The organism is Bacillus sp. NPDC094077, from assembly GCF_050279465.1.
GTDB lineage: Bacteria > Bacillota > Bacilli > Bacillales > Bacillaceae_G > Bacillus_A.
The window spans coordinates 236,908-257,518 of the sequence record NZ_JBNNUF010000006.1 but is presented as its reverse complement, the minus strand read 5'-3'; the positions used below and the strand labels follow the sequence as shown (position 1 = coordinate 257,518).

Annotated in this window: 21 protein-coding genes and 1 pseudogene; 16 read left to right on the top strand and 6 right to left on the bottom strand. The window is 34.9% G+C overall.

Features of this window, described 5'->3' with window-relative positions:
* Window positions 1-152: 152 nt before the first annotated feature.
* Window positions 153-1,118: a quinone oxidoreductase family protein gene (locus ACQKNR_RS17415; RefSeq protein ID WP_427319051.1), complete on the bottom strand. Its 966-nt coding sequence runs from the start codon at window positions 1,116-1,118 to the stop codon at window positions 153-155.
* Window positions 1,119-1,241: 123 nt separating this feature from the next.
* Between ACQKNR_RS17415 and ACQKNR_RS17410 the strand changes: the two genes are divergently transcribed.
* The 4 genes from ACQKNR_RS17410 (at window position 1,242) to ACQKNR_RS17395 (ending at window position 4,463) form a co-directional block, all read left to right on the top strand.
* The gene (locus ACQKNR_RS17410; RefSeq protein ID WP_427319049.1) at window positions 1,242-2,135 is read left to right on the top strand and encodes a LysR family transcriptional regulator; all 894 of its coding nucleotides are present in this window, start codon (window positions 1,242-1,244) and stop codon (window positions 2,133-2,135) included.
* A 304-nt stretch (window positions 2,136-2,439) separates the two neighbouring features.
* On the top strand, window positions 2,440-2,952 hold the full coding sequence (locus ACQKNR_RS17405) for a DUF2690 domain-containing protein (protein ID WP_427319047.1): 513 nt from the start codon (window positions 2,440-2,442) through the stop codon (window positions 2,950-2,952).
* 17 nt (window positions 2,953-2,969) lie between these two features.
* Window positions 2,970-3,446: a DUF2690 domain-containing protein gene (locus ACQKNR_RS17400; RefSeq protein ID WP_427319045.1), complete on the top strand. Its 477-nt coding sequence runs from the start codon at window positions 2,970-2,972 to the stop codon at window positions 3,444-3,446.
* A 255-nt stretch (window positions 3,447-3,701) separates the two neighbouring features.
* Window positions 3,702-4,463, top strand: a complete 762-nt coding sequence (locus tag ACQKNR_RS17395; protein ID WP_427319043.1) for a CPBP family intramembrane glutamic endopeptidase — start codon at window positions 3,702-3,704, stop codon at window positions 4,461-4,463.
* 225 nt (window positions 4,464-4,688) lie between these two features.
* Here ACQKNR_RS17395 and ACQKNR_RS17390 read toward each other — a convergent pair whose 3' ends face one another.
* Window positions 4,689-5,177 (bottom strand): DinB family protein, encoded by a 489-nt coding sequence (locus ACQKNR_RS17390; RefSeq protein ID WP_427319041.1) that lies wholly within the window; start codon window positions 5,175-5,177, stop codon window positions 4,689-4,691.
* A 175-nt stretch (window positions 5,178-5,352) separates the two neighbouring features.
* Between ACQKNR_RS17390 and ACQKNR_RS17385 the strand changes: the two genes are divergently transcribed.
* On the top strand, window positions 5,353-5,808 hold the full coding sequence (locus tag ACQKNR_RS17385; RefSeq protein WP_427319039.1) for a DinB family protein: 456 nt from the start codon (window positions 5,353-5,355) through the stop codon (window positions 5,806-5,808).
* Between the two features lie 93 nt (window positions 5,809-5,901).
* Here the strand turns inward: ACQKNR_RS17385 and ACQKNR_RS17380 are convergent, their stop codons facing one another.
* A complete protein-coding gene (locus tag ACQKNR_RS17380) occupies window positions 5,902-6,666 on the bottom strand; it encodes a DUF817 domain-containing protein (protein WP_427319037.1) in 765 nt (254 codons plus the stop codon).
* Between the two features lie 268 nt (window positions 6,667-6,934).
* Between ACQKNR_RS17380 and ACQKNR_RS17375 the strand changes: the two genes are divergently transcribed.
* The 5 genes from ACQKNR_RS17375 (at window position 6,935) to ACQKNR_RS17355 (ending at window position 11,013) form a co-directional block, all read left to right on the top strand.
* The gene (locus ACQKNR_RS17375; RefSeq protein ID WP_427319035.1) at window positions 6,935-7,969 is read left to right on the top strand and encodes a FecCD family ABC transporter permease; all 1,035 of its coding nucleotides are present in this window, start codon (window positions 6,935-6,937) and stop codon (window positions 7,967-7,969) included.
* The gene (locus ACQKNR_RS17370; protein WP_427319033.1) at window positions 7,970-8,986 is read left to right on the top strand and encodes a FecCD family ABC transporter permease; all 1,017 of its coding nucleotides are present in this window, start codon (window positions 7,970-7,972) and stop codon (window positions 8,984-8,986) included.
* Window positions 8,987-9,007: 21 nt separating this feature from the next.
* On the top strand, window positions 9,008-9,916 hold the full coding sequence (locus ACQKNR_RS17365) for an iron-hydroxamate ABC transporter substrate-binding protein (RefSeq protein ID WP_427319031.1): 909 nt from the start codon (window positions 9,008-9,010) through the stop codon (window positions 9,914-9,916).
* A gap of 218 nt (window positions 9,917-10,134) precedes the next feature.
* A complete protein-coding gene (locus ACQKNR_RS17360) occupies window positions 10,135-10,686 on the top strand; it encodes a GNAT family N-acetyltransferase (protein WP_427319029.1) in 552 nt (183 codons plus the stop codon).
* A 99-nt stretch (window positions 10,687-10,785) separates the two neighbouring features.
* On the top strand, window positions 10,786-11,013 hold the full coding sequence (locus ACQKNR_RS17355) for a hypothetical protein (RefSeq protein WP_427319027.1): 228 nt from the start codon (window positions 10,786-10,788) through the stop codon (window positions 11,011-11,013).
* Window positions 11,014-11,084: 71 nt separating this feature from the next.
* Here the strand turns inward: ACQKNR_RS17355 and ACQKNR_RS17350 are convergent, their stop codons facing one another.
* On the bottom strand, window positions 11,085-12,410 hold the full coding sequence (locus tag ACQKNR_RS17350) for an ArsB/NhaD family transporter (RefSeq protein WP_427319025.1): 1,326 nt from the start codon (window positions 12,408-12,410) through the stop codon (window positions 11,085-11,087).
* A 251-nt stretch (window positions 12,411-12,661) separates the two neighbouring features.
* Here ACQKNR_RS17350 and ACQKNR_RS17345 point away from each other — a divergent pair, with 251 nt between their 5' ends.
* Window positions 12,662-13,012, top strand: coding sequence for a YojF family protein (locus ACQKNR_RS17345; protein ID WP_000407044.1), 351 nt, complete (start codon window positions 12,662-12,664; stop codon window positions 13,010-13,012).
* 15 nt (window positions 13,013-13,027) lie between these two features.
* Window positions 13,028-13,690, top strand: a complete 663-nt coding sequence (bshB2, locus tag ACQKNR_RS17340; RefSeq protein ID WP_427319023.1) for a bacillithiol biosynthesis deacetylase BshB2 — start codon at window positions 13,028-13,030, stop codon at window positions 13,688-13,690.
* Window positions 13,691-13,806: 116 nt separating this feature from the next.
* On the opposite strand, the gene ACQKNR_RS17335 is transcribed toward bshB2, so the two are convergent.
* Complete coding sequence (locus ACQKNR_RS17335) at window positions 13,807-14,550, bottom strand: SDR family NAD(P)-dependent oxidoreductase (protein WP_427319076.1); 744 nt, start codon at window positions 14,548-14,550, stop codon at window positions 13,807-13,809.
* 929 nt (window positions 14,551-15,479) lie between these two features.
* On the opposite strand from ACQKNR_RS17335, the gene ACQKNR_RS17330 reads away from it, so the two are divergent.
* From ACQKNR_RS17330 to ACQKNR_RS17315, 4 genes and pseudogenes are all read left to right on the top strand, one after another.
* Entirely contained in the window at window positions 15,480-15,758 is a 279-nt protein-coding gene (locus ACQKNR_RS17330; RefSeq protein ID WP_427319021.1) for a hypothetical protein, read from the top strand.
* 308 nt (window positions 15,759-16,066) lie between these two features.
* Entirely contained in the window at window positions 16,067-17,266 is a 1,200-nt protein-coding gene (locus ACQKNR_RS17325) for a multidrug effflux MFS transporter (RefSeq protein ID WP_427319019.1), read from the top strand.
* A 126-nt stretch (window positions 17,267-17,392) separates the two neighbouring features.
* Window positions 17,393-17,518 (top strand): annotated as a pseudogene (locus tag ACQKNR_RS17320) (GNAT family N-acetyltransferase); the annotation flags it as partial.
* A gap of 527 nt (window positions 17,519-18,045) precedes the next feature.
* Window positions 18,046-19,437, top strand: a complete 1,392-nt coding sequence (locus tag ACQKNR_RS17315; protein WP_427319017.1) for an amino acid permease — start codon at window positions 18,046-18,048, stop codon at window positions 19,435-19,437.
* A 46-nt stretch (window positions 19,438-19,483) separates the two neighbouring features.
* Here ACQKNR_RS17315 and ACQKNR_RS17310 read toward each other — a convergent pair whose 3' ends face one another.
* Complete coding sequence (locus tag ACQKNR_RS17310) at window positions 19,484-20,503, bottom strand: zinc-binding alcohol dehydrogenase family protein (RefSeq protein WP_427319015.1); 1,020 nt, start codon at window positions 20,501-20,503, stop codon at window positions 19,484-19,486.
* Window positions 20,504-20,611 lie beyond the last annotated feature (108 nt).

Genomic DNA, 20,611 nt, shown 5'->3' with positions numbered 1-20,611 from the left:
TTTTTCTGTAAATAACTTTTTTGTCATTTTGAATTTTCTCCGATTCTAGTTTTTTTCTTATTATACAAGAAATACCCTATGGAATAGACTTTTTTTAAGTGTCTATTCCATAGGGTACATTTTAAAACCTAGCTTCCTTTTTATTTTGAGAATTATGGGATTAATAAAATCTTCCCAGTGCTTTTTCTGCTTTCTAATAATTCATGAGCACGGGCACCGTCTTGTAAAGAGAACGTAGTAGGACTCGCAATGTTTAGTTTCCCGTTCGTAATCCATTCGAATAATTGAGAGGAACGTTCTTTGCGCTCTTCGTAAGATGTAAGTACATTCCAAAGGTCTCCGCCAGTTAAAGTTTTTGAAGTATCCATAAGCATACGTGGATCTACAGGTGCAGGATTACCACCCGCCATTCCGTAAAATACGACAGTACCACCAGTTTTAGTAGCTTTAAAGCTCTCTTCTAATGTAGAACCTACTGATTCATACACAACATTTACGCCGGCACCATTAGTTACTTCAAGTACATTCGTATGCCATGCCTCTGTATATAAAAATACGTGATCGGCACCAGCTAACGTGGCTATCTTTGCTTTTTCTTTTGATGACGTAAGTCCGATTACTTTTCCGCCCAGTAGTTTAATCAGTTGAACGAGAAGTTGACCAACACCGCCAGCTGCAGCGTGTACTAAAGCTATATCACCTTGTTTTAGTTGATAGCTATCTTTCGTTAAATAATGTGCTGTTAAGCCTTGTAGTAAGACAGAAGCGGCTGTTTCAAAAGAAATAGAATCTGGAAGTGGAATTGCTTTTTCTGAAGGAACGGCAACTAATTCTGCATTTGCAAATGGGACATCAGCAAATGCAATGCGGTCTCCAGGATTGATTGTAGTAACGCCGGCTCCTACTTTTTCAACAATACCAGCTCCTTCATAACCTAATATATAAGGGGGATTACCAGCGAGATGATAATCACCGCGGCGTCTATAAATATCAGCGAAATTTAAACCGATTGCTTTCATGCGGACAAGAATTTCATTTGGATTTATGATTGGATCATGTATTTCTTTATATTGTAGTACATTAGCGTCTCCGAATGTTTCGAAACAAAGTGCTTTCATATGGAATACCTCCATTTATATTGTTTGTATATATTTTTTATCATACAATACAAATACCAATAGACAAAGAGGATTATTTCGATGGAATCAATCGAAAATAGCGATTGAATAGAGGGACGGTAAATGGAGATAAAACAATTAATTACATTTAAAGTAGCAGCAGACACTTTGAACTTTACACAAACTGCGAAGAGATTAAACTTTGCTCAGTCGAGTGTAACAGCCCAAATTAAAACGTTAGAGGCTGAGCTCGGTACGCCGTTATTTGAAAGGTTAGGAAAACGCCTTTTCTTAACTGAAGCTGGGAGGAAGTTTCAACTATATGCCGAAAAGATGATTGTGCTCAGTAACGAAGCGAAAATGGCTGTGAAAGATGATGAGGAACTAGCAGGTACGTTAATAATTGGTGCGCAAGAAAGTCAATGTACATACAGGCTTCCTTCCATATTAAAAAGGTTTAAAGCACAATTTCCCCAAATAAAGCTTATATTTAAACCTGCGCATTCCAATAAAGATGCGAAGGAACAGTTAATGGAAGGGAAAGTAGATCTTGTATTTATTTTGGACGAATGTAAAACAGAAGATGTTTTACATGTGGAGCCACTTATGAAAGAAGAATTAAAAGTAGTAGCTGCTTCGGGGCATCGTTTACTTGAACAACCTTCCGTTTCTACAAAAGATTTAGAGAGTGAAACACTTTTATTAACAGAACTAGGTTGCTCGTATCGAACTTTATTTGAAGATCTATTTCGTGCTGAAGATGTATACCCAGCAAATAAGATTGAGTTTGTTAGTGTCGAGGCAATTAAACAATGTGTCATTGCAGATTTAGGTATAGCCGTTTTACCGGCAATAGTAGTAGAAAAGGATATACGAGAGGGGACGATAAAGGAGTTAGTTTTAAAGGATTCAATCTCTCCGATCTATACACAAATCGCTTGGCATAAAGATAAATGGATGACAGTTCCTTTACAACAATTTATTGATGTAACGAGGGAGTTTTTTACAACGAATTAAGTGGAGAAATATTTGTTTTATATGAAAGAAAAAATGGCACTTTTGTATAGAGAGAACCGATGCTTGAATGAAACAAGTATCGGTTCTTTTATGTTTTAAATAAAGAATGCTATAAAATGTGTATTTCTCAACTTTTTTTCTTACAAGGATAAGTAAAATTTTTCGTATATTCCAATAACCATAAGGGAATTTACAACGTTTATTCGTTTCTGTAAGATGCCTCTAGGAAGAATGAAAGGAGGGCTTACATAGCGGTATAGGTTGTCTTTATGATACGTACTTATTTTGAGGGAGGAAATTTAAAATGTTTAAAAAGCTAATGAAAGTATGCGTGTTAAGTGCAGCGAGTATAGGTGTATTATTTAGTTTCCAAGGAAGTACATTTGCCACTACTGATTTAAGTAGTTATTATGATGGGAAAAATCCAGCTACAACAAAAGTATACGGGGGAAGTACAACTTGCGATGCAGATGGATTTAACGCAAAATCTACAGCGGTATATGAAGGTGGTAAAAAAGTAGGGACCGTTTATTTACGCTACAGTAATACCTGTCATGCAGCATGGTCTAAGCTTGTTTTAGATCAACCAGCACCTTCAGTTTCCGGAGGGATATATGCTTACGCTGTTATTAATAAATATAAAAACGGTGTATTTCAAAAATCAGTAGACTCTAATAGTGGTAATGGAGCAATTAAAACAGGCCAAACAAGCACTTATACAGGAATGGTGTTTGATTTAACTGCCGATTTTGGTTATACGGCTGATGCTGAAGCAGTTACAATTAATAACGGTTATGGCAAAACAGGACGTTATTAATAAAGGGGCGGAATACTATGAAGCTTTTAAAAAAAGCGAGTGCATGTTTTTTGCTATCCTTGTTCGTGTTAACTAGTATGTTTAGTACGACTAATAGTGATAAAGCATATGCAGAAGATCATTCGTATGATGGGAAAAGTCCGTACTATAATAGTTGTGATCAATCCGCTATAACGAAAGAAAAGAAATGGATTGATTCAAATTCTTATGTAGAATTAAAGTTTAGTACATCGTGTAAGACGGCTTGGGCAAAAGTTACTGTAACTCACCCAGCAGTTTATAATATTGAAGCTGATGCGAGAATCGTAAGAAAAACAGATGGAAAGGCATATACTTGTGGGAGTGCCGGAGGAAACGGTGTTGTAAATAAAGGGCAAACATCATGCTATACACCAATGGTATATGACTTAGATCCAAGAAAGGCGCAAGCGCAAGGAAAACACGCAATTCCGAATAGTGATGCTTATAATTATGCTGAGACTATTTGGTATTGATGATGAAATGAAAATTTTAAGAGCATGTTTTGATTAGTTTTCAAAACATGCTCTTTTTGTTCGTTTATCCAGTATTAACGATAGTAAGACTCTAACTTCGAGCCTCGACTGAAGCAAAGCAGGTAGCAGGGAGCCGGACTGTTCATAAAGGCCTAATTGCTTATGGATGTTTCTTTAGGGTGTTGGGATAATTTAACATAAGTGGTTTTCATATTTCAAAATTTATGCTCTAATTAAAACAAAGGAGGCAAGTAGATGAGTAATGATATTAAACGATATTTAATATGTACTTTTATATGTACATGGACACTCTGGGGGCTATTAATTAGCTTGATAAAATTAAACATTACCACATTCGGTACACCGTTAGCGATGATATTATTTGTGTTTGGTGGAATCATGCCAGCAATCATTGAAGTTAGTCTAAAGAAAAAATATGGATCAAAAAAAGAGTTTAGAGTTTTTATTAAAAACATTGTTAATCCTAAACATCATTTTGCATGGTATATTCTGATCATTGTTCTAGCCTTTATTAGCTGTTATCTTCCAACGATATTTGGTGGGGCAACGATGCAAAAAACATTGTACGTCGCATTACTTAATTTTCCAATAATGATCTTTGGTGGAGGACTTGAAGAAATCGGATGGAGAGGATTCTTACAACCTGCCCTTCAGAGAAGGTTTTCAGCATTTTTTAGTACGGTGATTGTTAGCATAATATGGGCTATTTGGCACCTGCCGTTATGGTTCATTCCAGGCACGAACCAATCTCAAAGAGATTTTCTAGCCTTTACAATTACGATAATTGCAGTATCTTTCTTACTAACTACAATTTTTAACGCAACTAAAAGTATTTTTATGTGTCTAATTTTTCATGCGCTTCTTAATTCTTTTTGGAGCGTATACGTACCAAATGATAAGATTTTACCAGCCTTTTCAACTCTTATTTTCGGAATTTTTGTTTTTATTGTGTATAAAGTGGTGATGAAAAGAAAAAGGCTCTTATTAATTAGGTAACTCAAATAATAAAAGGAAACCTATTAATACATTTTTTAAATAGATATTATACTAATCAATAAGAACACGACACAAACATAATTAAATATAATAAAAGCTTTTAAGTTTGTGTCGCAAAATAATTTGTAAAACTATAAACAACATCAAAAGTGATGAAGGGACTTACCGCTCAAATAAACAATGTTAGCGACAGTTATAGTTGGTTGTTTTTTAGAGCAATTTGAATTAATCAAGGTCTGTATTAGGAGGATTGTACCCGAGGTGACGAGCCATAGATACAATTTGTCCTTTATGATGAAATTCATGTGTCTCCGTATGAGTTAAAAGCCATAGCGGAGTTGTGCTCCAAGGTTCTTTTTGCCATTTTACTTCATTTGCTATATTTTCAAGCCACCGGTCATTGTATTCATCTAAAAAGCGTTGGACAACTTCGTCTACTAACTTAAATCTAGCACGAACTTTCGCAATATCTGCATGCTCAATTTCATAATCACTAGCAAATGAAAAATCTGCTCGTTTTTGCTTAAATGCGAATGATCTGAGCCAGTATCGATAGCAATCAGCTACATGAATATGAGTTTTTATAATGCTACCGTTTCCGAAATTCGGAACTGTGCTGTGCAATTTTTCTAATGGGATTTCTTCTAAAAACGTAAATAGAGTTTCTCTTGTAGAACTAATAAGATTATATTGTTGTTTTAAAACATCTAGCATGCAATTACACTCCTCTTTTGTTTACTGAAATGTTTGTACGGTAAGTAATTCTATATTTACGAGGGTTGTACCTTTTTATCGTATTGCCGGAGTGCGCTAAGCATATTAGGTGTATTTCTTAATTGTTTCTGGTAGATTTATAAATAAATTGTATATAAAAAAGGAGAACGATAGAGTGAATAGAATAGTTGGTTTAAAACAATTTGAAATAACTCGCGGGGCATTACTTGAATTTATGGAAAATTTAGATGATAAAACTGCGGATACGCAGCCGGAGGGTTTTAATAATACAATTCGTTGGCATATTGGTCACGTGTTATCTGCAGCAGAGTTGTTTATGTTTGGAAGAGAGTTTAAACATTTGCCAAGTGAATATCCAGGTTTGTTTGGATATGGAACAAGACCATCTAAATGGGAAACAGAAGGCCCTTCATTAGAAGTGTTAAAGTCTCAGCTACAAGAGCAAGCAAAGCGCATTAATGCAATTCCAGCAGAAGCGTTTGAAAATAAACTTCCAGAGCCATTTTTAGGATTGGAAACAGTAGGAGAGCTTTACGGTATGATGCTTTACCATGAAGCGGATCATATTGGTCAAATGAAAGCGATGGAACGAATTATTAAAGCTCTATAGATTTGAAGAAGTTAAAAAAACGAAATCCTAGATGGATTTCGTTTTTTTATTGAGTAAGTAGAGAAGCTTAGAAGTTTCTAATATGTATTTACATTATCCTCTTGATTCCTTCAAATGCTTGAGCTGCGTAACAATCATAATACTAATGACAACGAGTAAAAACCATGAGCTAATTTTACTAAGGTGAACGAGATTCCATGCCTCCCGTTGATTTGGATATTGCCACGCCCCGAAAAATGTTGCGATGTTCTCTGCGATCCAAATAAAGAATCCGATAAGGAAAAAGGAGAGAACGAGTGGCATTTTATATGTAACTCCTTGTAATGAAAATTCTACAAATGTCCGAAAGAAAACAACGAATAAAAGTAAAGTTAATACCCATCTAAAGTCATATAGAAAATGATGTGTAAAAAAATTGAAATAAATCATAGCTCCTAACGGTATTGCAAAAATAGCTTTAGGCCAATGATGCATTTGTAAATGTAATCTTCTCCAGGCTTGGCATATGTAACTCGCGACACTCGCATACATAAAACCACTGTAAAATGGAACTCCAAAAACCTTCGAATACGCCTCTTCGGGATAACTCCATGATCCAAAATGTACTTTATATATTTCTAGTAAAAGTCCAATCAAATGAAAAACAGTAATTACTTTTAGTTCGTCTTTCGTCTCAAGTCCAGTCTTGTACATAATCCACTGCATAAGAAGACATACAATGAGTATGAAATCATAACGATATAATCCTGGGATAGAAATGATTTTTGAAAGGGCTAGTGTTAAAAAAATAACGACTGGGAATAAGCAAGATAATGCTTGCTCGTAAGTGAAATATAGTAGTTGTTTTATATAGAACATTGTGTCACCTTCGGTATATTTATTATAAAACTTGAAATAATGACTAAGTATACTACAATTTTAAAAATAAGCCAGTAGTCTATTTTGCATGCATTTGTAAGTTTTAGAAGATAATTGTAATAGGTATTTTAATAAAGTAAAAAAATAGTTTGCTATTTAAAAAAAGTGGGGATATAATATCTAAATGAAAATGATAATTATTATCAATAATGATTATAAATAAAAAATTATTATAAAAAACAACTCAATATAAAGGATGAAATGAAACATGTTACATAAGTCTACTGTACATGCTGGCAATAATCGCTGGATACATATTAAGTTCGTATGTTTTATGAGCTTAACAATTTTATGTTTAATTGGGTCTATATTTTTAGCTATTGCATTCGGTGCAAAGGATATTCATTTACAAACGGTGTGGGCAGCGGTTTTTGATTACAATCCAAAATTAACGCAGCATCAAATTATTTATGAATTAAGGCTCCCAAGGGTAATTGGTGCGGCAGTTGTAGGAGCTGCTTTTGCAGTTGCTGGAGCTGTTATGCAAGGAGTAACGCGAAACCCTTTAGCTGATGCAGGAGTGCTCGGAATAAATGCTGGTGCGATGTTTGTAGTAGCACTTAGTTTTGCTTTTTTCCCACATATACCGTATTCCTATTTAATGATTGTTTCCTTTATTGGAGCAATTTTAAGTACAGTACTCATTTTTATTATTGGATCAGCAACATCAGGTGGGTTAACACCGATGAGGTTAACGATTGCAGGAGCAGTTATGGCAGCGCTTTTACATTCATTAAGTTCAGGCATTGCGATTTATTATGATTTAAGCCAAGATTTAGCGTTTTGGTATGCTGGTGGTGTTGCGGGGGTTAAGTGGGAACACTTGAAATTTTTAGTACCTATTATTCTTATAACGATTGTTTTTGCGACAGCGTTAGGGCGGTCTATTTCACTTATATCAATGGGGGATGATGTTGCTACGAATTTAGGAGTAAAAACGAACCGAACGAGAATACTTGGGATGATTATAGTAGTCATTCTTGCAGGTGTATCTGTTTCAGCTGTTGGTTCCATTGGGTTTGTAGGACTTGTAATTCCGCACATCGCTAGAAAATTAGTAGGTGTTAATTATCGGCTTATTATTCCTATGTCAGCATTATTAGGTGCTATGTTATTAGTTTTAGCTGATTTAGGGGCAAGAACAGTAAATCCTCCTAAAGAACTTGCGATAGGAATTATGGTAGCTCTTGTTGGGGTTCCGTTCTTCCTCTATATAGCACGTAAAGTTGGGAGGGAGCTATAAGTGAAAGATCTTTTTAACACGGATAAAAAGAGGGCTATTACTGTAACTACAATTTTCGGATGTATAAGTATCGCTGTAATTTTGATTAGCTTAAATACGGGGACGTTGAGTATTGCACCGCTCAAAGTGATTCAAACGCTTTTTGGTTATGGTGATTTTGAGAGTGCAACCGTGCTATACGATTATCGTATGCCAAGAATTATAATCACAATGTTAGCAGGTATCGGCCTTGGAGTTTCCGGTGCGATTTTGCAAGGGTTATCTCGTAATGTACTCGCAGATCCAGGTATTCTCGGACTGCATTCAGGTGCATCTTTCGGGCTTATTGTATTCGTTACTCTCTTTCATTCTATTAATGAGAGCGCATCAATTTTAATACCGTTATTTACATTTGGCGGAGGAGTACTTGCTGTATTTCTTATTATTTTACTTGCGAGTGACCGGTCAAAAGGTTTACTTCCCATTAGACTGATTCTTGTTGGTATTGCAGTTTCAGCTGGCTTTAGTGCGATTTCGTTATTTTTCTCCCTCAAGTTAAATGATGAGACGTATACATTCGCTTCTAGATGGTTAGTTGGTAACGTTTGGGGAAGAGATTGGATTCATGTCCTCGCATTATTGCCGTGGATTTTTATATTAACCCCGTATGCATGGCTAAAATCTAAAACGTTAAATGCACTGTCACTAGGTGATAGTGTAGCAGCAGGACTTGGTGTTTCTGTTCAAAAAGAACGTTTACTACTTTTAGCTACAGCAGTCGGTTTGTCTTGCGCGAGTGTATCGATGGCAGGAGGGATTGGTTTTATCGGCTTAGTTGCTCCGCATATTGCAAGAAAGTTAGTAGGTACTACATATCAACACTTTCTTCCGCTAGCGGGTATTATCGGAATGATTATTTTAGTACTCGCAGATACGATAGGGCGCTCTTTATTTGAGCCAAATTCTATTCCAGCGGGTGTAGTAGTAGCGGCTTTAGGAGCACCGTATTTTCTTTATTTACTTACAAAAACAAAATAAACACTTCAAAGAGGAGAACGTATGAAAAAGAAACTTACTATTTTATTTAGCATTATGTGTATTTTATTATTAGCAGCATGTGGTCAAACGAAACCTAATGAAGAGGCAGCTAAAAAAACGGAAAAAAGTAATGACCCAAAAATTGCTTCAATGTCTATTCATTTAACGAATAATTTACTTGCATTAGGAATTACACCAGTAGGTTCTGTTATTGGTGGAGATCTAAAAGATTTCTTACCGCACGCAAAAGAGCAACTGAAAGATACGAAGAAACTGGGCGTAGTAACAGATCCGAATATGGAAGCGTTACTTCAATTAAAGCCAACTGACATTTATGTTGATGAAAAATATGCTGGAAAAGATTTAGCGAAATACGAAAAAATTGCAAAAACACATGCTTTCAATTTAGATGAAGGTACGTGGAGAGAACATTTAAAAGCAGTAGGTAAACTTGTAAACCGTGAGAAAGAAGCCGATAAATATATTCAAGACTATGAAGAACAATCAAAACGAGTGAAAAGTTTAATAGATAAAGAGCTAGGGAATAACGAAAAAGTAATGGCAATTCGTGTTACTGCAAAAGAATTACGTGTATTTAGTACGAAAAAACCGATGGGACCAATTTTATTCCAAGACTTAGGATTACAACCTGCAAATGGTGTAGAGAAAATTGATGGAAACCGTCCTTTCGAAGTAATTTCACAAGAAGTATTACCTGACTTTGACGCAGATGCGATTTTCGTTGTTGTAAACAGAGATGATAAAGCAAAAGCAGCATTTAAACAACTACAAGAAACTCCAATTTGGAAAGACTTAAAAGCTGTTAAGCGCAAGCACGTATACATTATCAATGACCAACCATGGCTTGACTATTCTGCTTTAGGAAACAAAATGGCGATGGATGAAGCGGAGAAAATGTTTGCGAAATAAAAAGAATTTGCGAAATACCCTCTAATGTTAGAGGGTATTTTTGTAGTTTTTATTGTTAGAATAAGTAAAAAATTATACAATGAAGTTAATTTAGTGTAGAGGAGTTGTGCCAATGTCAGCGCTTATTGTAAGTATCCCGTTCGAACACCAGTTTATGGAACAAGGGGATAAATAGGCTAAAATAGTTATCCCCACTATTTAAATAGGGGGAGTTTGAAATGACAATGAATCTTTTTCAAGATAAAACTATTAAATTATCAGCTATTAGAGAAACAGATGCTAAAGTAATGGCTGTTTGGCAAGAGGATAGTCAATACTTAAGAAATGTAGATACAGATTTAGCATTCCCGCAATCTTTACATGAAATATCAAATGATGAACTATTAAAGGGACGGAGATCACATAGTGTTTCTTTCATGTTAAGAACAGTTCAAGATGATCGCTTAATTGGTTTTGTTGCAATTCATGGCATAGAGTGGAATAACAGAACGGGTTTATTAGCCATTGGAATAGGGGATGCAAACGATAGAGGGAAGGGATATGGAAGAGATGCAATTCATCTTATTTTAAAGTACGCTTTCTATGAAATGAATTTACACCGCGTCGGTCTCGATGTCATTTCTTATAATAAAGCAGCCATTGCACTGTATAAAAAAATGGGATTTCAGATAGAAGGATGTATGAGAGAAGCAGTTCAAAGAGATGGAAAATATTTTGATCGTATGATTATGGGGATATTGCGGGATGAATGGATTGTACTGCAAGATTAGAAAGTACATTCAATATTATATATGTAGTAAGCAGGAGATATAGTGATAATTGGCGAAAATTTACAGTGAACTGATTGAACTTATAAGGAGTTATGTGAGATGAATTTAGAAAAAGCAAAACCAGTAAACGAAGAGGTCGCTGAATTAAAGGAACTAATTAAAGAGTTACACGGAAGTGTACATCAACTGCAAAGTGAAGTGCAGAAACTAAGGCACGAAAGACCGGTTGTTGAAGTGAGAAAAGGTGTTCAATTATCGCCAGCAATTATCGGACAAATTGGTGGTATGATTTTAGGTGGATTAGCAATTATAGGTATATTTTGGTGATGAAAAAAGGTTTGCAGCAAAGTGCTGCAAACCTTTTTTATTTGACGATATAATTTCATGCAATACAACTTTTACATTAAATAACGCAAATATATATAAGCATGTGATAACAAGAGTGCAATAATAGTTAATGGCAAACCAATTTTTAAGAAGTCCATATACGAAAACCCATGTCCTTCACGTTTTGCAATACCAGCAACGACTACGTTTGCTGATGCTCCGATTAACGTTCCGTTTCCTCCTAAGCAAGCGCCAAGTGATAATGCCCACCATAATACTTCGATTTGCGGAGAATCGACAGATAGTCCGAGCCCTGTAGCTAAATCTTGAATAAGCGGTATCATCGTTGCGACAAATGGGATGTTGTCGATTGTCGCAGATGCGATACCGGATACCCATAAGATTAGTATAGATGCGAAACCGATATCACCATTTGTAACGTCGATTACTTCTTTTGCGAGTGAAGAAATAAGTCCGATATCAATTAACCCGCCAACGAGAACGAATAGTCCAGCGAAGAAGAATATTGTTACCCATTCAACGTGGGCAAATACATCTTCAATATCATGTTCTTTCACACCGATTAACATAAGAAGAGTAGCACCTGTCATCGCGATAACAGCAGCGTCTACATGAATAATAGAATGGAGTACAAAGCCTAAAATAGTTAGTCCTAAAATCGTAATCGATTTAAAAAGGAGGCTATGATCCTTAATGTAATCTTTTTCGTTTAATGCCATTAATTTTTTAATTTGCTCAGATGTTGTTTTCAGTTTGTTACGATACATGAAGTAAATAATGCCAAGTGTAACGATAGAAATAATAATTACAATAGGAGCTAAGTTAAGTAAAAAGGCATTAAAGTCTAAATGCTTATTTGCTGATCCAATCATAATATTTGGGGGATCACCAATTAGTGTTGCTGTTCCACCTATATTTGAAAATAGTACTTCTGAAATTAAATAAGGAACAGGATTTACTTTTAAAATACGTGTAATGGATAGTGTAACAGGAACGATTAATAATACGGTTGTTACGTTGTCCAAAAATGCAGAACCGACGGCGGTTAATAGGGATAATAATAATAAAATGCGGATTGGCTTCCCGCCAGCTGCTTTAGCTGCTTTAATAGCTACATATTCAAAGACACCGGATTGACTCGTAATATGTACGAGAATCATCATCCCGATTAAAAGGGTGATCGTTTCCCATTGAATATGTGATGTGAAAGCAGTATGTAAATCTGCAATTCCAAATATAATCATAATAGCAGCACCGAATAGTGCGATTACAGCACGATTCAATTTTTCAGAAATAATAAAACCGTATGTGACTAAAAATACGGCAATTGCAAAATAATATTGCCAATTTGCTACTTCATGTGCTGATTGTTCCAAGTGTGTCACCTTCTTTAAAATATGTATTCAATTGTCGAAGTGTATCCCTCTGCATAAATTATATTGTAGCAAATTCAAAAAAGAAAGAAAACTATTTAACAAAGTGAAGGAAAAAATGTGATTTTTACATATCATATAAAAAATATAAAAAACACAGTGCAAATTATTAGGAAAAGTGAGCGTTGTCCTCTAATATAGAGATAGCAATTTACATTATTTTTGCGTAAAATGGTTTAAAGAGGTGAATTCCGATGGAAATAGTAAAAGATAGTTCTCTTATTCAAAATGAAATTGAACGTTTTGTAAATAAAGATGTATATATTCATTTAGAAACGACGAACGGAGCGTATGCATCACATATAAATGAAAAGATGATGACAGTTGGTGCTTTCATTCGAAATGCAATTATCCGTTTTGAACGCGGGAAAATAACTGGAACAAACCCATACCGAGTTGGTCTGAAAATGGATCATGGTTGGGTATACGCTGAAGGTATAACGCACTGGGAAGTAGATGATAAAGAGCGTTTATTACTAGCTGGACATGATAATTTAGGTCGCCTAGCAGTTGCACTTGAATTAAGCTTAACACCATTTAAGTAAGAAGGAGGGAAACTTATGGAGAGACATGTACTTGTTGTATTTCCGCATCCAGATGATGAAGCATTTGCTGCGGGAGGAACAATTCGCTTATTAACAGATCAAGGAGTACCTGTAACGTATGCGTGCGGAACTTTAGGTCAAATGGGACGTAACATGGGGAAAAACGTATTTGCTAACCGTGAAACGATTCCAAATATCCGAAAGAAAGAATTGAAAGATGCTTGTGAAGCGATGGGCATTAAAGATTTAAGAATGCTTGGTTTCCATGATAAAACGTTAGAGTTTGAAGATGTTGATTTTGTTGCAGACAAAATTGAAGCAATTATTCAAGAAGTAAATCCATCTCGAATTATTACATTTTATCCTGAGCATGGTGTACATCCAGACCATAACGCATTTGGTCGTGCTGTAGTTCGCGCTGTATCACGTATGCAGAAAGAAGAGCGTCCAGTTATTCATGCGGTTGCGATTACGAAAAATCGTGAAGCGATACTAGGTGAACCCGATGTTGTAAATAATATTAGTGAAGTATTTGAACATAAGTTAGCTGCACTAGGTGCGCACCGTTCGCAAACAGAAGCAATGCTTGAAGACACGCATGCAAAAATAAAAAACAAAGATGCAGCAACATTAAAATGGCTACAACTTGAACAATTTTGGACTTATAAATGGGAGTAGGTCTAGAAGGATACCTTCTAGTTGCTCTTACATTGAAAAAGCGCTGTCACTTGTGATGGCGCTTTTTCTTGTTGAAGACTATATATTTCTTAGAGATGTGCTTCAAAATTTTTAAATTAACGTGCAGTATAGCCTCCATCAACAAGAAGTGTTGTACCGTTAACAAAACTAGCATCATCACTTGCTAAAAATAAGACAGCTTTAGCTACTTCTTCTGGTTTTCCAAGTCTGCCTTGTGGATGAAGGGAAGTTAAATATTCTTTCTGTTGAGGATTAACACTACCAAGTAAAGGGGTATCAATATAGCCAGGGCAGACCGCATTAATACGTATTCCATATTTAGCGTAGGCAGTACATAAATTTTGAGTTAATAGTTTTACGCCACCTTTTGCAGAGGAGTATGCTGTTGGGGTAGGTAATGAAACAAAACTATGAATCGAACCAGCGTTAACGATGACACCGCCTGTACCTTGTTTAAGAAATTGTTCAATCGAATATTTATCAGAAAGAAATACCCCAGACAAGTTAATATCAATGGTTCTTTTCCATTTTTCATAGGACAATTCATTTGCCGGTGCATCATCAGCAACGCCGGCATTTGCATACATAATATCTAATTTACCGTATTTACTTACTGTCTCATGGATTAGCTGTTTAATATCTGCCTCTTTTGTTACATCAGTTTTAACAAATAACGTATTATATCCATTTGCATTTAATTCATCAGATAGGTCTTTTCCACGTTCAGAAAAGTCAGCAATAACTACTTTTGCACCTTCTTCAGTAAAAAGACGAACAGTAGATTTGCCAATTCCACTTGCACCGCCAGTTATGATTGCTACTTTGTCTTTTAATTTCATATAAACCTCTCCATTCATCAATGAATTTAAGTCAAATTTATTGATCTGGTTATATCACCATTAACCTTAAATAGTAAGTAGATAGAAGAAAAAGTTAGCGTTTATTTAATTGTGAGAGTGCTAATTTTTCTTTATTGTGCTTTTTTATACAGTGATGGACAAAAATATTAATTTGGTCAATTTTAACATTAGATTGAGTATTTGGTAAAGCGCTCTCAAAAAGAGCGAGTGCTGATGCTGAAAAACTAAAATAAACATTCAGTATTATTTGTGGTATATAGAGCTAAGGGGAGGGGGGCGTAATACAAACTATTACTCTAGTTAAATAGGAAAAAGCCTCGCAGGGGGGCAAGGCTTTAAACGGGGTATTAAGAATTGTCGATTCATTAAGAATAACTTCTTGTGAATAAACTAATTTTAGCATGATAACTCGTATATATGTGTTACGAATTTGTGAACAAAACCTCAACGATAAAAATATGGAGGAAGGTAATAATTTATTTGAAATATGTATTATTACATAAAGTTCGAGTGAAAAATAAAAAAGCAGTAATGAGAAAAATAATTAAGAGACGAATTATATCAAACATAAGTAGCACTCCTAATATTTAATTTGTTTTACCATATAGTTATTTCCAATGATACAGAATGTAAGAAGTGACTTATCAATATTAAAATAAAAAGTTCTCAGAATCTACGGATTAAAAATAAAAGTTTTTTCGAGCCACTGGACACAGGGGAGGATTATATATTAATTGGTTCAGTGGTTGAAAGAGGAATTTTTTATTTGTTTTCTTTTTTCATCTAAACCCTTAGAACTGATATGTAGTAATGGTGTATAAGAAGCGTATATTTTGAATTATTTAATAGAATAATATATATTTATATTGATTTAATGATTTTAGTCTGTTAAAAATGGGGACATCGATATGAAGATTAAATTTGCTGTAGTAAAAGATGAGAACTTTGATTTGAGTTTATTAGAAACAAAATTACTGAAAACCTTTAAAGAAGTGGATTGTGAAGCAGATATTGTAAAGGTTGAGAATGAAATTTTTGAAAACAATAATATTCAAACACATTTAGTGGAAATCACTATTAATGTTACTGGGAAAAATATCGGATATAGGTCCGTTTCAGCTAGTATATTTATTGTTCTAGAAAGTTTATCAATACAGCTATTTCGAATTAATATTAGTATACATTAAGCATTAAACATATATTTATGTGATCTCATTACACTGTTAAAAATAATGCAAGAGCAATGAAACCATATAAAAACAAAGAGATCTTAAGGTGAGTAGTAATGCACGAAAGTTGAACATAGCAGAATAATTGAAAAAGTATATTTAAAAATCAATGTTAATATATACCCTCCTATAAGTATTAACATACGTAATTGAGGTGTTTTCTTTGTTGTTTTATGATCGAATTTCTATAATGGCCCCTCCTGTTCCGTAGCTAAGGAAAGTCTTTTCATTTCCGAGATTTTTAAAGTTATAGGAGGGTATGAAAAATGAAAAAAGTCTCAGTACCATCACTTTTGTTAATGATTATTCTTGTAGCATTTCCGCAAATTAGTGAAACGATTTATACGCCGTCTTTGCCAGACATTTCAAGGGCACTGCATGTAAGTAATAATGAGGTGCAGTTAACGCTTAGTGTTTATTTTGCTGGATTTGCTTTAGGTGTATTTTTTATTGGATGGTTATCAGATATAATTGGTCGTCGCCGAGCGATGTTACTTGGAATTGTCGTATATGGTGTAGGAAGTCTTTTATGTTTTATTGCAAGTTCCATTGAATTTTTATTACTAAGTCGTTTTATTCAAGCGTTTGGAGCGAGTGCAGGATCGGTTGTTACCCAAACGATTCTTCGTGAAAGTGTAGATGGGCAAAAACGCCACGTTATGTTTGCACAAATTTCGGCAGTCATTGCTTTTACACCAGCGGTAGGACCGTTAATTGGTGGCTTTCTTGATCAAATGTTTGGATTTAAAATAGTATTTTTAAGTTTAGTAGTTATGAGTGTCGGAATTTTACTGTATACGTTTGTCTCGCTTCCGGAAACAAAAACAGACTCAGTAACGAATAAAATAAATGTTTTCTTAGTAGCGAAAAGGTTGATTACAAATCCGAAAGTAGTAACATATGGGTTGTTAATTGGAGGAGCAAATGGTGTTTTATTTAGCTATTATGCGGAAGCGCCGTTTATCTTTATTGAATACTTTCAGTTATCGCCTAGTATGTACGGATTTATAGGAATTGTTGCTGCGTCTGCTTCTATTATTGGGGCGAAAGTTTCAAAACGATTACTTGTTACTTATAAACCAGAGAAAATTATATATATCGGTTGTCTTGTAATGATTTGGGGATCTATCCTTTTAGCTGTTATTACGTTTGTTGGATTAAATCCGAACGTAATATATATGATTGTATTTTTAATAGCGATGTTTATATTGCTATTAGGAATTGGGGTAGCGTTACCTAACTGTTTAAGTTTAGCGTTAGTAGATTTTCAAGATGTCATTGGTACAGCTGGATCAGTGTTTAGCTTAGGATACTATGTAATTGTAACGATGACAATTTGGGGAATGAGTCAGCTTCATACGGGTTCATTAATGGTGATGCCGCTTTATTTTCTGGTTATTGTAGTAATAATGACGGTGTTTACCAAGGCGTTTGTTTTTACTAAGCAACTTGAAAAAGTAGTTTAATTATGTAATAGGAAAAGAGTCTCATTGAAAAATGAGGCTCTTTTGTGTTTTTGTATTTACTGATTATTTTTATAATATTAAAATTTAATCAACTCAAATATAGGAGGAGAGTACAATATGAACGGTCTAAATGTAGACTCTGAGAATATTACAGGCGCACCTCGCGTATACGAAGCAGCTGGAATGGAAGTACAAAGTAAATTTGTTCGCTTTGATAAGGAAGTCCGTGCGAAGAATGTATATGGTATGTAATTTTACTAATATATTATATTCTTGGTTGAGATATTAATAGAGCGTTTAGCAAATGTGAAAATAAAATTTAAAAATGATAGTAGGAATGGAAATAAAATTCATTTAAATGATGGACAATGACGTTATGAACTATAAATATTGAAGTACATACGGTATGAAACCGAGGAAGATATGCTCTCCTCGGTTATTTATATTGTAATAATATTTATACTAGAATCAAATTGAATAGCTGTATTTTATTTCTAATTCAGTTAAAAATTAAACATACTCATGCATAATAATTTATTGAAAAAATAATTGAATTTTTCAGATAAATAAATTAATATAAAATAAGTAATTTTAAAATTTATAGAATATTGGAAGATGAGAGGTTTTGGGAATTTTATAAGAGGCAAAAAACGATTTTAGGATAGCTTTAAAGCTAGTGTAAAATGACGTTTGCTTCATCATTTTCAAGCCAAAAGAAATTGGGGTAAAGCATCTTGTTTTAAAATGCGGCTATGAATCATCTAAGAGGGGGAAGTGAAGTGGCAAACAAAGAATTGAAAAGGGGCTTAGAAGCACGTCATATTCAAATGATAGCTTTAGGTGGAACAATTGGTGTTGGTTTGTTTATGGGGTCAGCCAGTACAATTAAATGGACAGGTCCATCGGTAATGCTTGCCTATGCGATTGCAGGTATTTTTATCTTCTTCATTATGCGTGCTATGGGAGAAATGTTGTACATGGAGCCAAGTACAGGTTCATTTGCGACATTCGGTCATAAGTATATTCATCCGCTAGCTGGTTATATGACAGCGTGGAGTAACTGGTTCCAATGGGTTATCGTTGGGATGTCAGAGATTATCGCAGTTGGGGCGTACATGCAATATTGGTTCCCGGATCTACCAGCTTGGATACCAGGTGTGATTGCAATGGTTATTCTTGGCGTTGCTAACTTAATTTCAGTTAAGTCATTTGGTGAATTTGAATTTTGGTTTGCGATGATTAAAATCGTTACGATTCTATTAATGATTATTGCAGGATTTGGTCTTATTTTCTTCGGAATTGGTAACGGTGGAGAAGCGATTGGCATATCTAATCTTTGGTCAAATGGCGGTTTCTTTACAGGTGGTTTTTCAGGATTCTTCTTTGCATTATCACTTGTAGTTGGAGCGTATCAAGGTGTGGAATTAATCGGGATTACTGCTGGTGAAGCGAAAGACCCGAAGAAGACACTTACAAGAGCAATTCAAAGTACAATTTGGCGTATTTTAATATTCTATATTGGTGCTATTTTCGTTATTGTAACTGTTTATCCTTGGGATCAATTAAGTTCAATTGGTAGTCCGTTCGTAGCGACTTTTGCGAAGGTTGGCATTACGGCAGCTGCTGGATTAATTAACTTCGTCGTGATTACAGCGGCAATGTCTGGTTGTAATAGTGGTATTTATAGTGCTGGGCGTATGCTGTATACGTTAGGTGTAAATGGACAAGCGCCGAAATACTTTACGAAGATTTCTAGTAACGGTGTTCCATTATTCGGTACAGTTGGTGTAATAATTGGTTTAGCGGTTGGTGTTGTGTTAAGTTATATTGCACCGAAAAACTTATTCGTATATGTATATAGTGCGAGTGTACTTCCTGGTATGGTGCCATGGTTCGTTATATTAATTAGTCAAATTCGTTTTAGAAAAGAAAAGGGAGTAGAGATGAAAGATCATCCGTTCAAAATGCCATTTGCTCCTGTTACAAACTATTTAACGATTGCCTTTTTAATTATGGTATTAATCGGAATGTGGTTTAACGATGATACGCGCATTTCACTAGTTGTAGGTATTATTTTCTTAGCTATCGTTACAATTAGTTTCTATGCTTTTGGAATAGGGAAGCGAGTTCCGTTAGATGTTCAAAAAAATCAAGAGATTTCAAGTAAATAAAGGTAGTGAAAAGTCCGATTTCTAAATAAGAAATCGGACTTTTTTATTAAAATTTCTCTAATACGATTTTTCCAATGGTACGTCCGCTTTCAAGCATTGCATGTGCTTTCTTTAAGTTTTCAGCGTTAATTGGTGTTAAAGTTTCATTTAAAGTAGTCTTTAAAATGCCTTCATCTAATAGTTCGCTCACTTTATTTAATAGTTCGTGCTGCGTAATCATATCGCCAGTTTCATACATCGCTTTTGTGAACATAAACTCCCAAACGAATGTAGCACTTTTACTTTTTAAAATACCCATCTCAAGAGGGTGCTCGTTTTCTACGATAGAGCAAATTTTCCCTTGAGGTTTAATGATGTCACCCATCGCGTGCCAATGTTGATCTGTATTGTTTAAGCAGAAAATATAATCTACATCATTGAATCCAAGGTTTAGTAATTGCTCTTTTAAAGATTTATGGTGGTTAATTGTATGGTCAGCGCCAAACTTTTTCGCCCATTCTATCGTTTCACCGCGTGAAGCAGTTGCGATTACATGTAGCCCAGCCCATTTCGCAAGCTGAATTGCGATTGAACCGACACCACCAGCTCCGCCAATAATTAAAATGTTTTTAAATGTATTTTCGCTTTTCTTAGCGTATTCAAACCCTAAACGTTCGAATAAACCTTCCCACGCTGTGATCGCTGTTAAAGGAATTGCTGCAGATTCAGCATCACTTAACGTTTTTGGTTTTTTACCAACGATTCTTTCATCAACTAAATGGTATTCACTATATGTACCTTGTCTCGTAATACTTCCAGCGTAAAACACTTCATCGCCTTCTTTAAATAACGTACAACCTTCGCCGGTTTGTACGACAACGCCACTAGCATCCCAGCCAAGTATTTTCGCTACATCTTCTTTTTTATCTTTCGGAGAGCGAACTTTTGTATCAACTGGGTTAACGGAAATCGCGTTAATTTTAACAAGTATATCTCTTCCTGTGGCAACAGGTCTTTCAACTTCCACATCAATTAAACTATTTTCTTCTTCAATAGGTAAGTATTCATGTAAACCAATTGCTTTCATTTGTATTCCCTCCATCAAAGTAAGAGTCTGTTCTTTTTATTATAATAGGTAAAGTGTCATTATGTAAAAAAGTGGACTCCTTTCTGTTTTGTAAAGGTTTGATTAAGC

Excerpts from the sequence above, each read along its gene's own strand:
- ACQKNR_RS17415 (WP_427319051.1), bottom strand. The coding sequence starts at position 1,118 with ATGAAAGCACTTTGTTTCGAAACATTCGGAGACGCTAATGTACTACAA.
- ACQKNR_RS17410 (WP_427319049.1), top strand. The coding sequence starts at position 1,242 with ATGGAGATAAAACAATTAATTACATTTAAAGTAGCAGCAGACACTTTG.
- ACQKNR_RS17405 (WP_427319047.1), top strand. The coding sequence starts at position 2,440 with ATGTTTAAAAAGCTAATGAAAGTATGCGTGTTAAGTGCAGCGAGTATA.
- ACQKNR_RS17400 (WP_427319045.1), top strand. The coding sequence starts at position 2,970 with ATGAAGCTTTTAAAAAAAGCGAGTGCATGTTTTTTGCTATCCTTGTTC.
- ACQKNR_RS17395 (WP_427319043.1), top strand. The coding sequence starts at position 3,702 with ATGAGTAATGATATTAAACGATATTTAATATGTACTTTTATATGTACA.
- ACQKNR_RS17390 (WP_427319041.1), bottom strand. The coding sequence starts at position 5,177 with ATGCTAGATGTTTTAAAACAACAATATAATCTTATTAGTTCTACAAGA.
- ACQKNR_RS17380 (WP_427319037.1), bottom strand. The coding sequence starts at position 6,666 with ATGTTCTATATAAAACAACTACTATATTTCACTTACGAGCAAGCATTA.
- ACQKNR_RS17375 (WP_427319035.1), top strand. The coding sequence starts at position 6,935 with ATGTTACATAAGTCTACTGTACATGCTGGCAATAATCGCTGGATACAT.
- ACQKNR_RS17365 (WP_427319031.1), top strand. The coding sequence starts at position 9,008 with ATGAAAAAGAAACTTACTATTTTATTTAGCATTATGTGTATTTTATTA.
- ACQKNR_RS17360 (WP_427319029.1), top strand. The coding sequence starts at position 10,135 with ATGACAATGAATCTTTTTCAAGATAAAACTATTAAATTATCAGCTATT.
- ACQKNR_RS17355 (WP_427319027.1), top strand. The coding sequence starts at position 10,786 with ATGAATTTAGAAAAAGCAAAACCAGTAAACGAAGAGGTCGCTGAATTA.
- ACQKNR_RS17345 (WP_000407044.1), top strand. The coding sequence starts at position 12,662 with ATGGAAATAGTAAAAGATAGTTCTCTTATTCAAAATGAAATTGAACGT.
- bshB2 (WP_427319023.1), top strand. The coding sequence starts at position 13,028 with ATGGAGAGACATGTACTTGTTGTATTTCCGCATCCAGATGATGAAGCA.
- ACQKNR_RS17335 (WP_427319076.1), bottom strand. The coding sequence starts at position 14,550 with ATGAAATTAAAAGACAAAGTAGCAATCATAACTGGCGGTGCAAGTGGA.
- ACQKNR_RS17330 (WP_427319021.1), top strand. The coding sequence starts at position 15,480 with ATGAAGATTAAATTTGCTGTAGTAAAAGATGAGAACTTTGATTTGAGT.
- ACQKNR_RS17325 (WP_427319019.1), top strand. The coding sequence starts at position 16,067 with ATGAAAAAAGTCTCAGTACCATCACTTTTGTTAATGATTATTCTTGTA.
- ACQKNR_RS17310 (WP_427319015.1), bottom strand. The coding sequence starts at position 20,503 with ATGAAAGCAATTGGTTTACATGAATACTTACCTATTGAAGAAGAAAAT.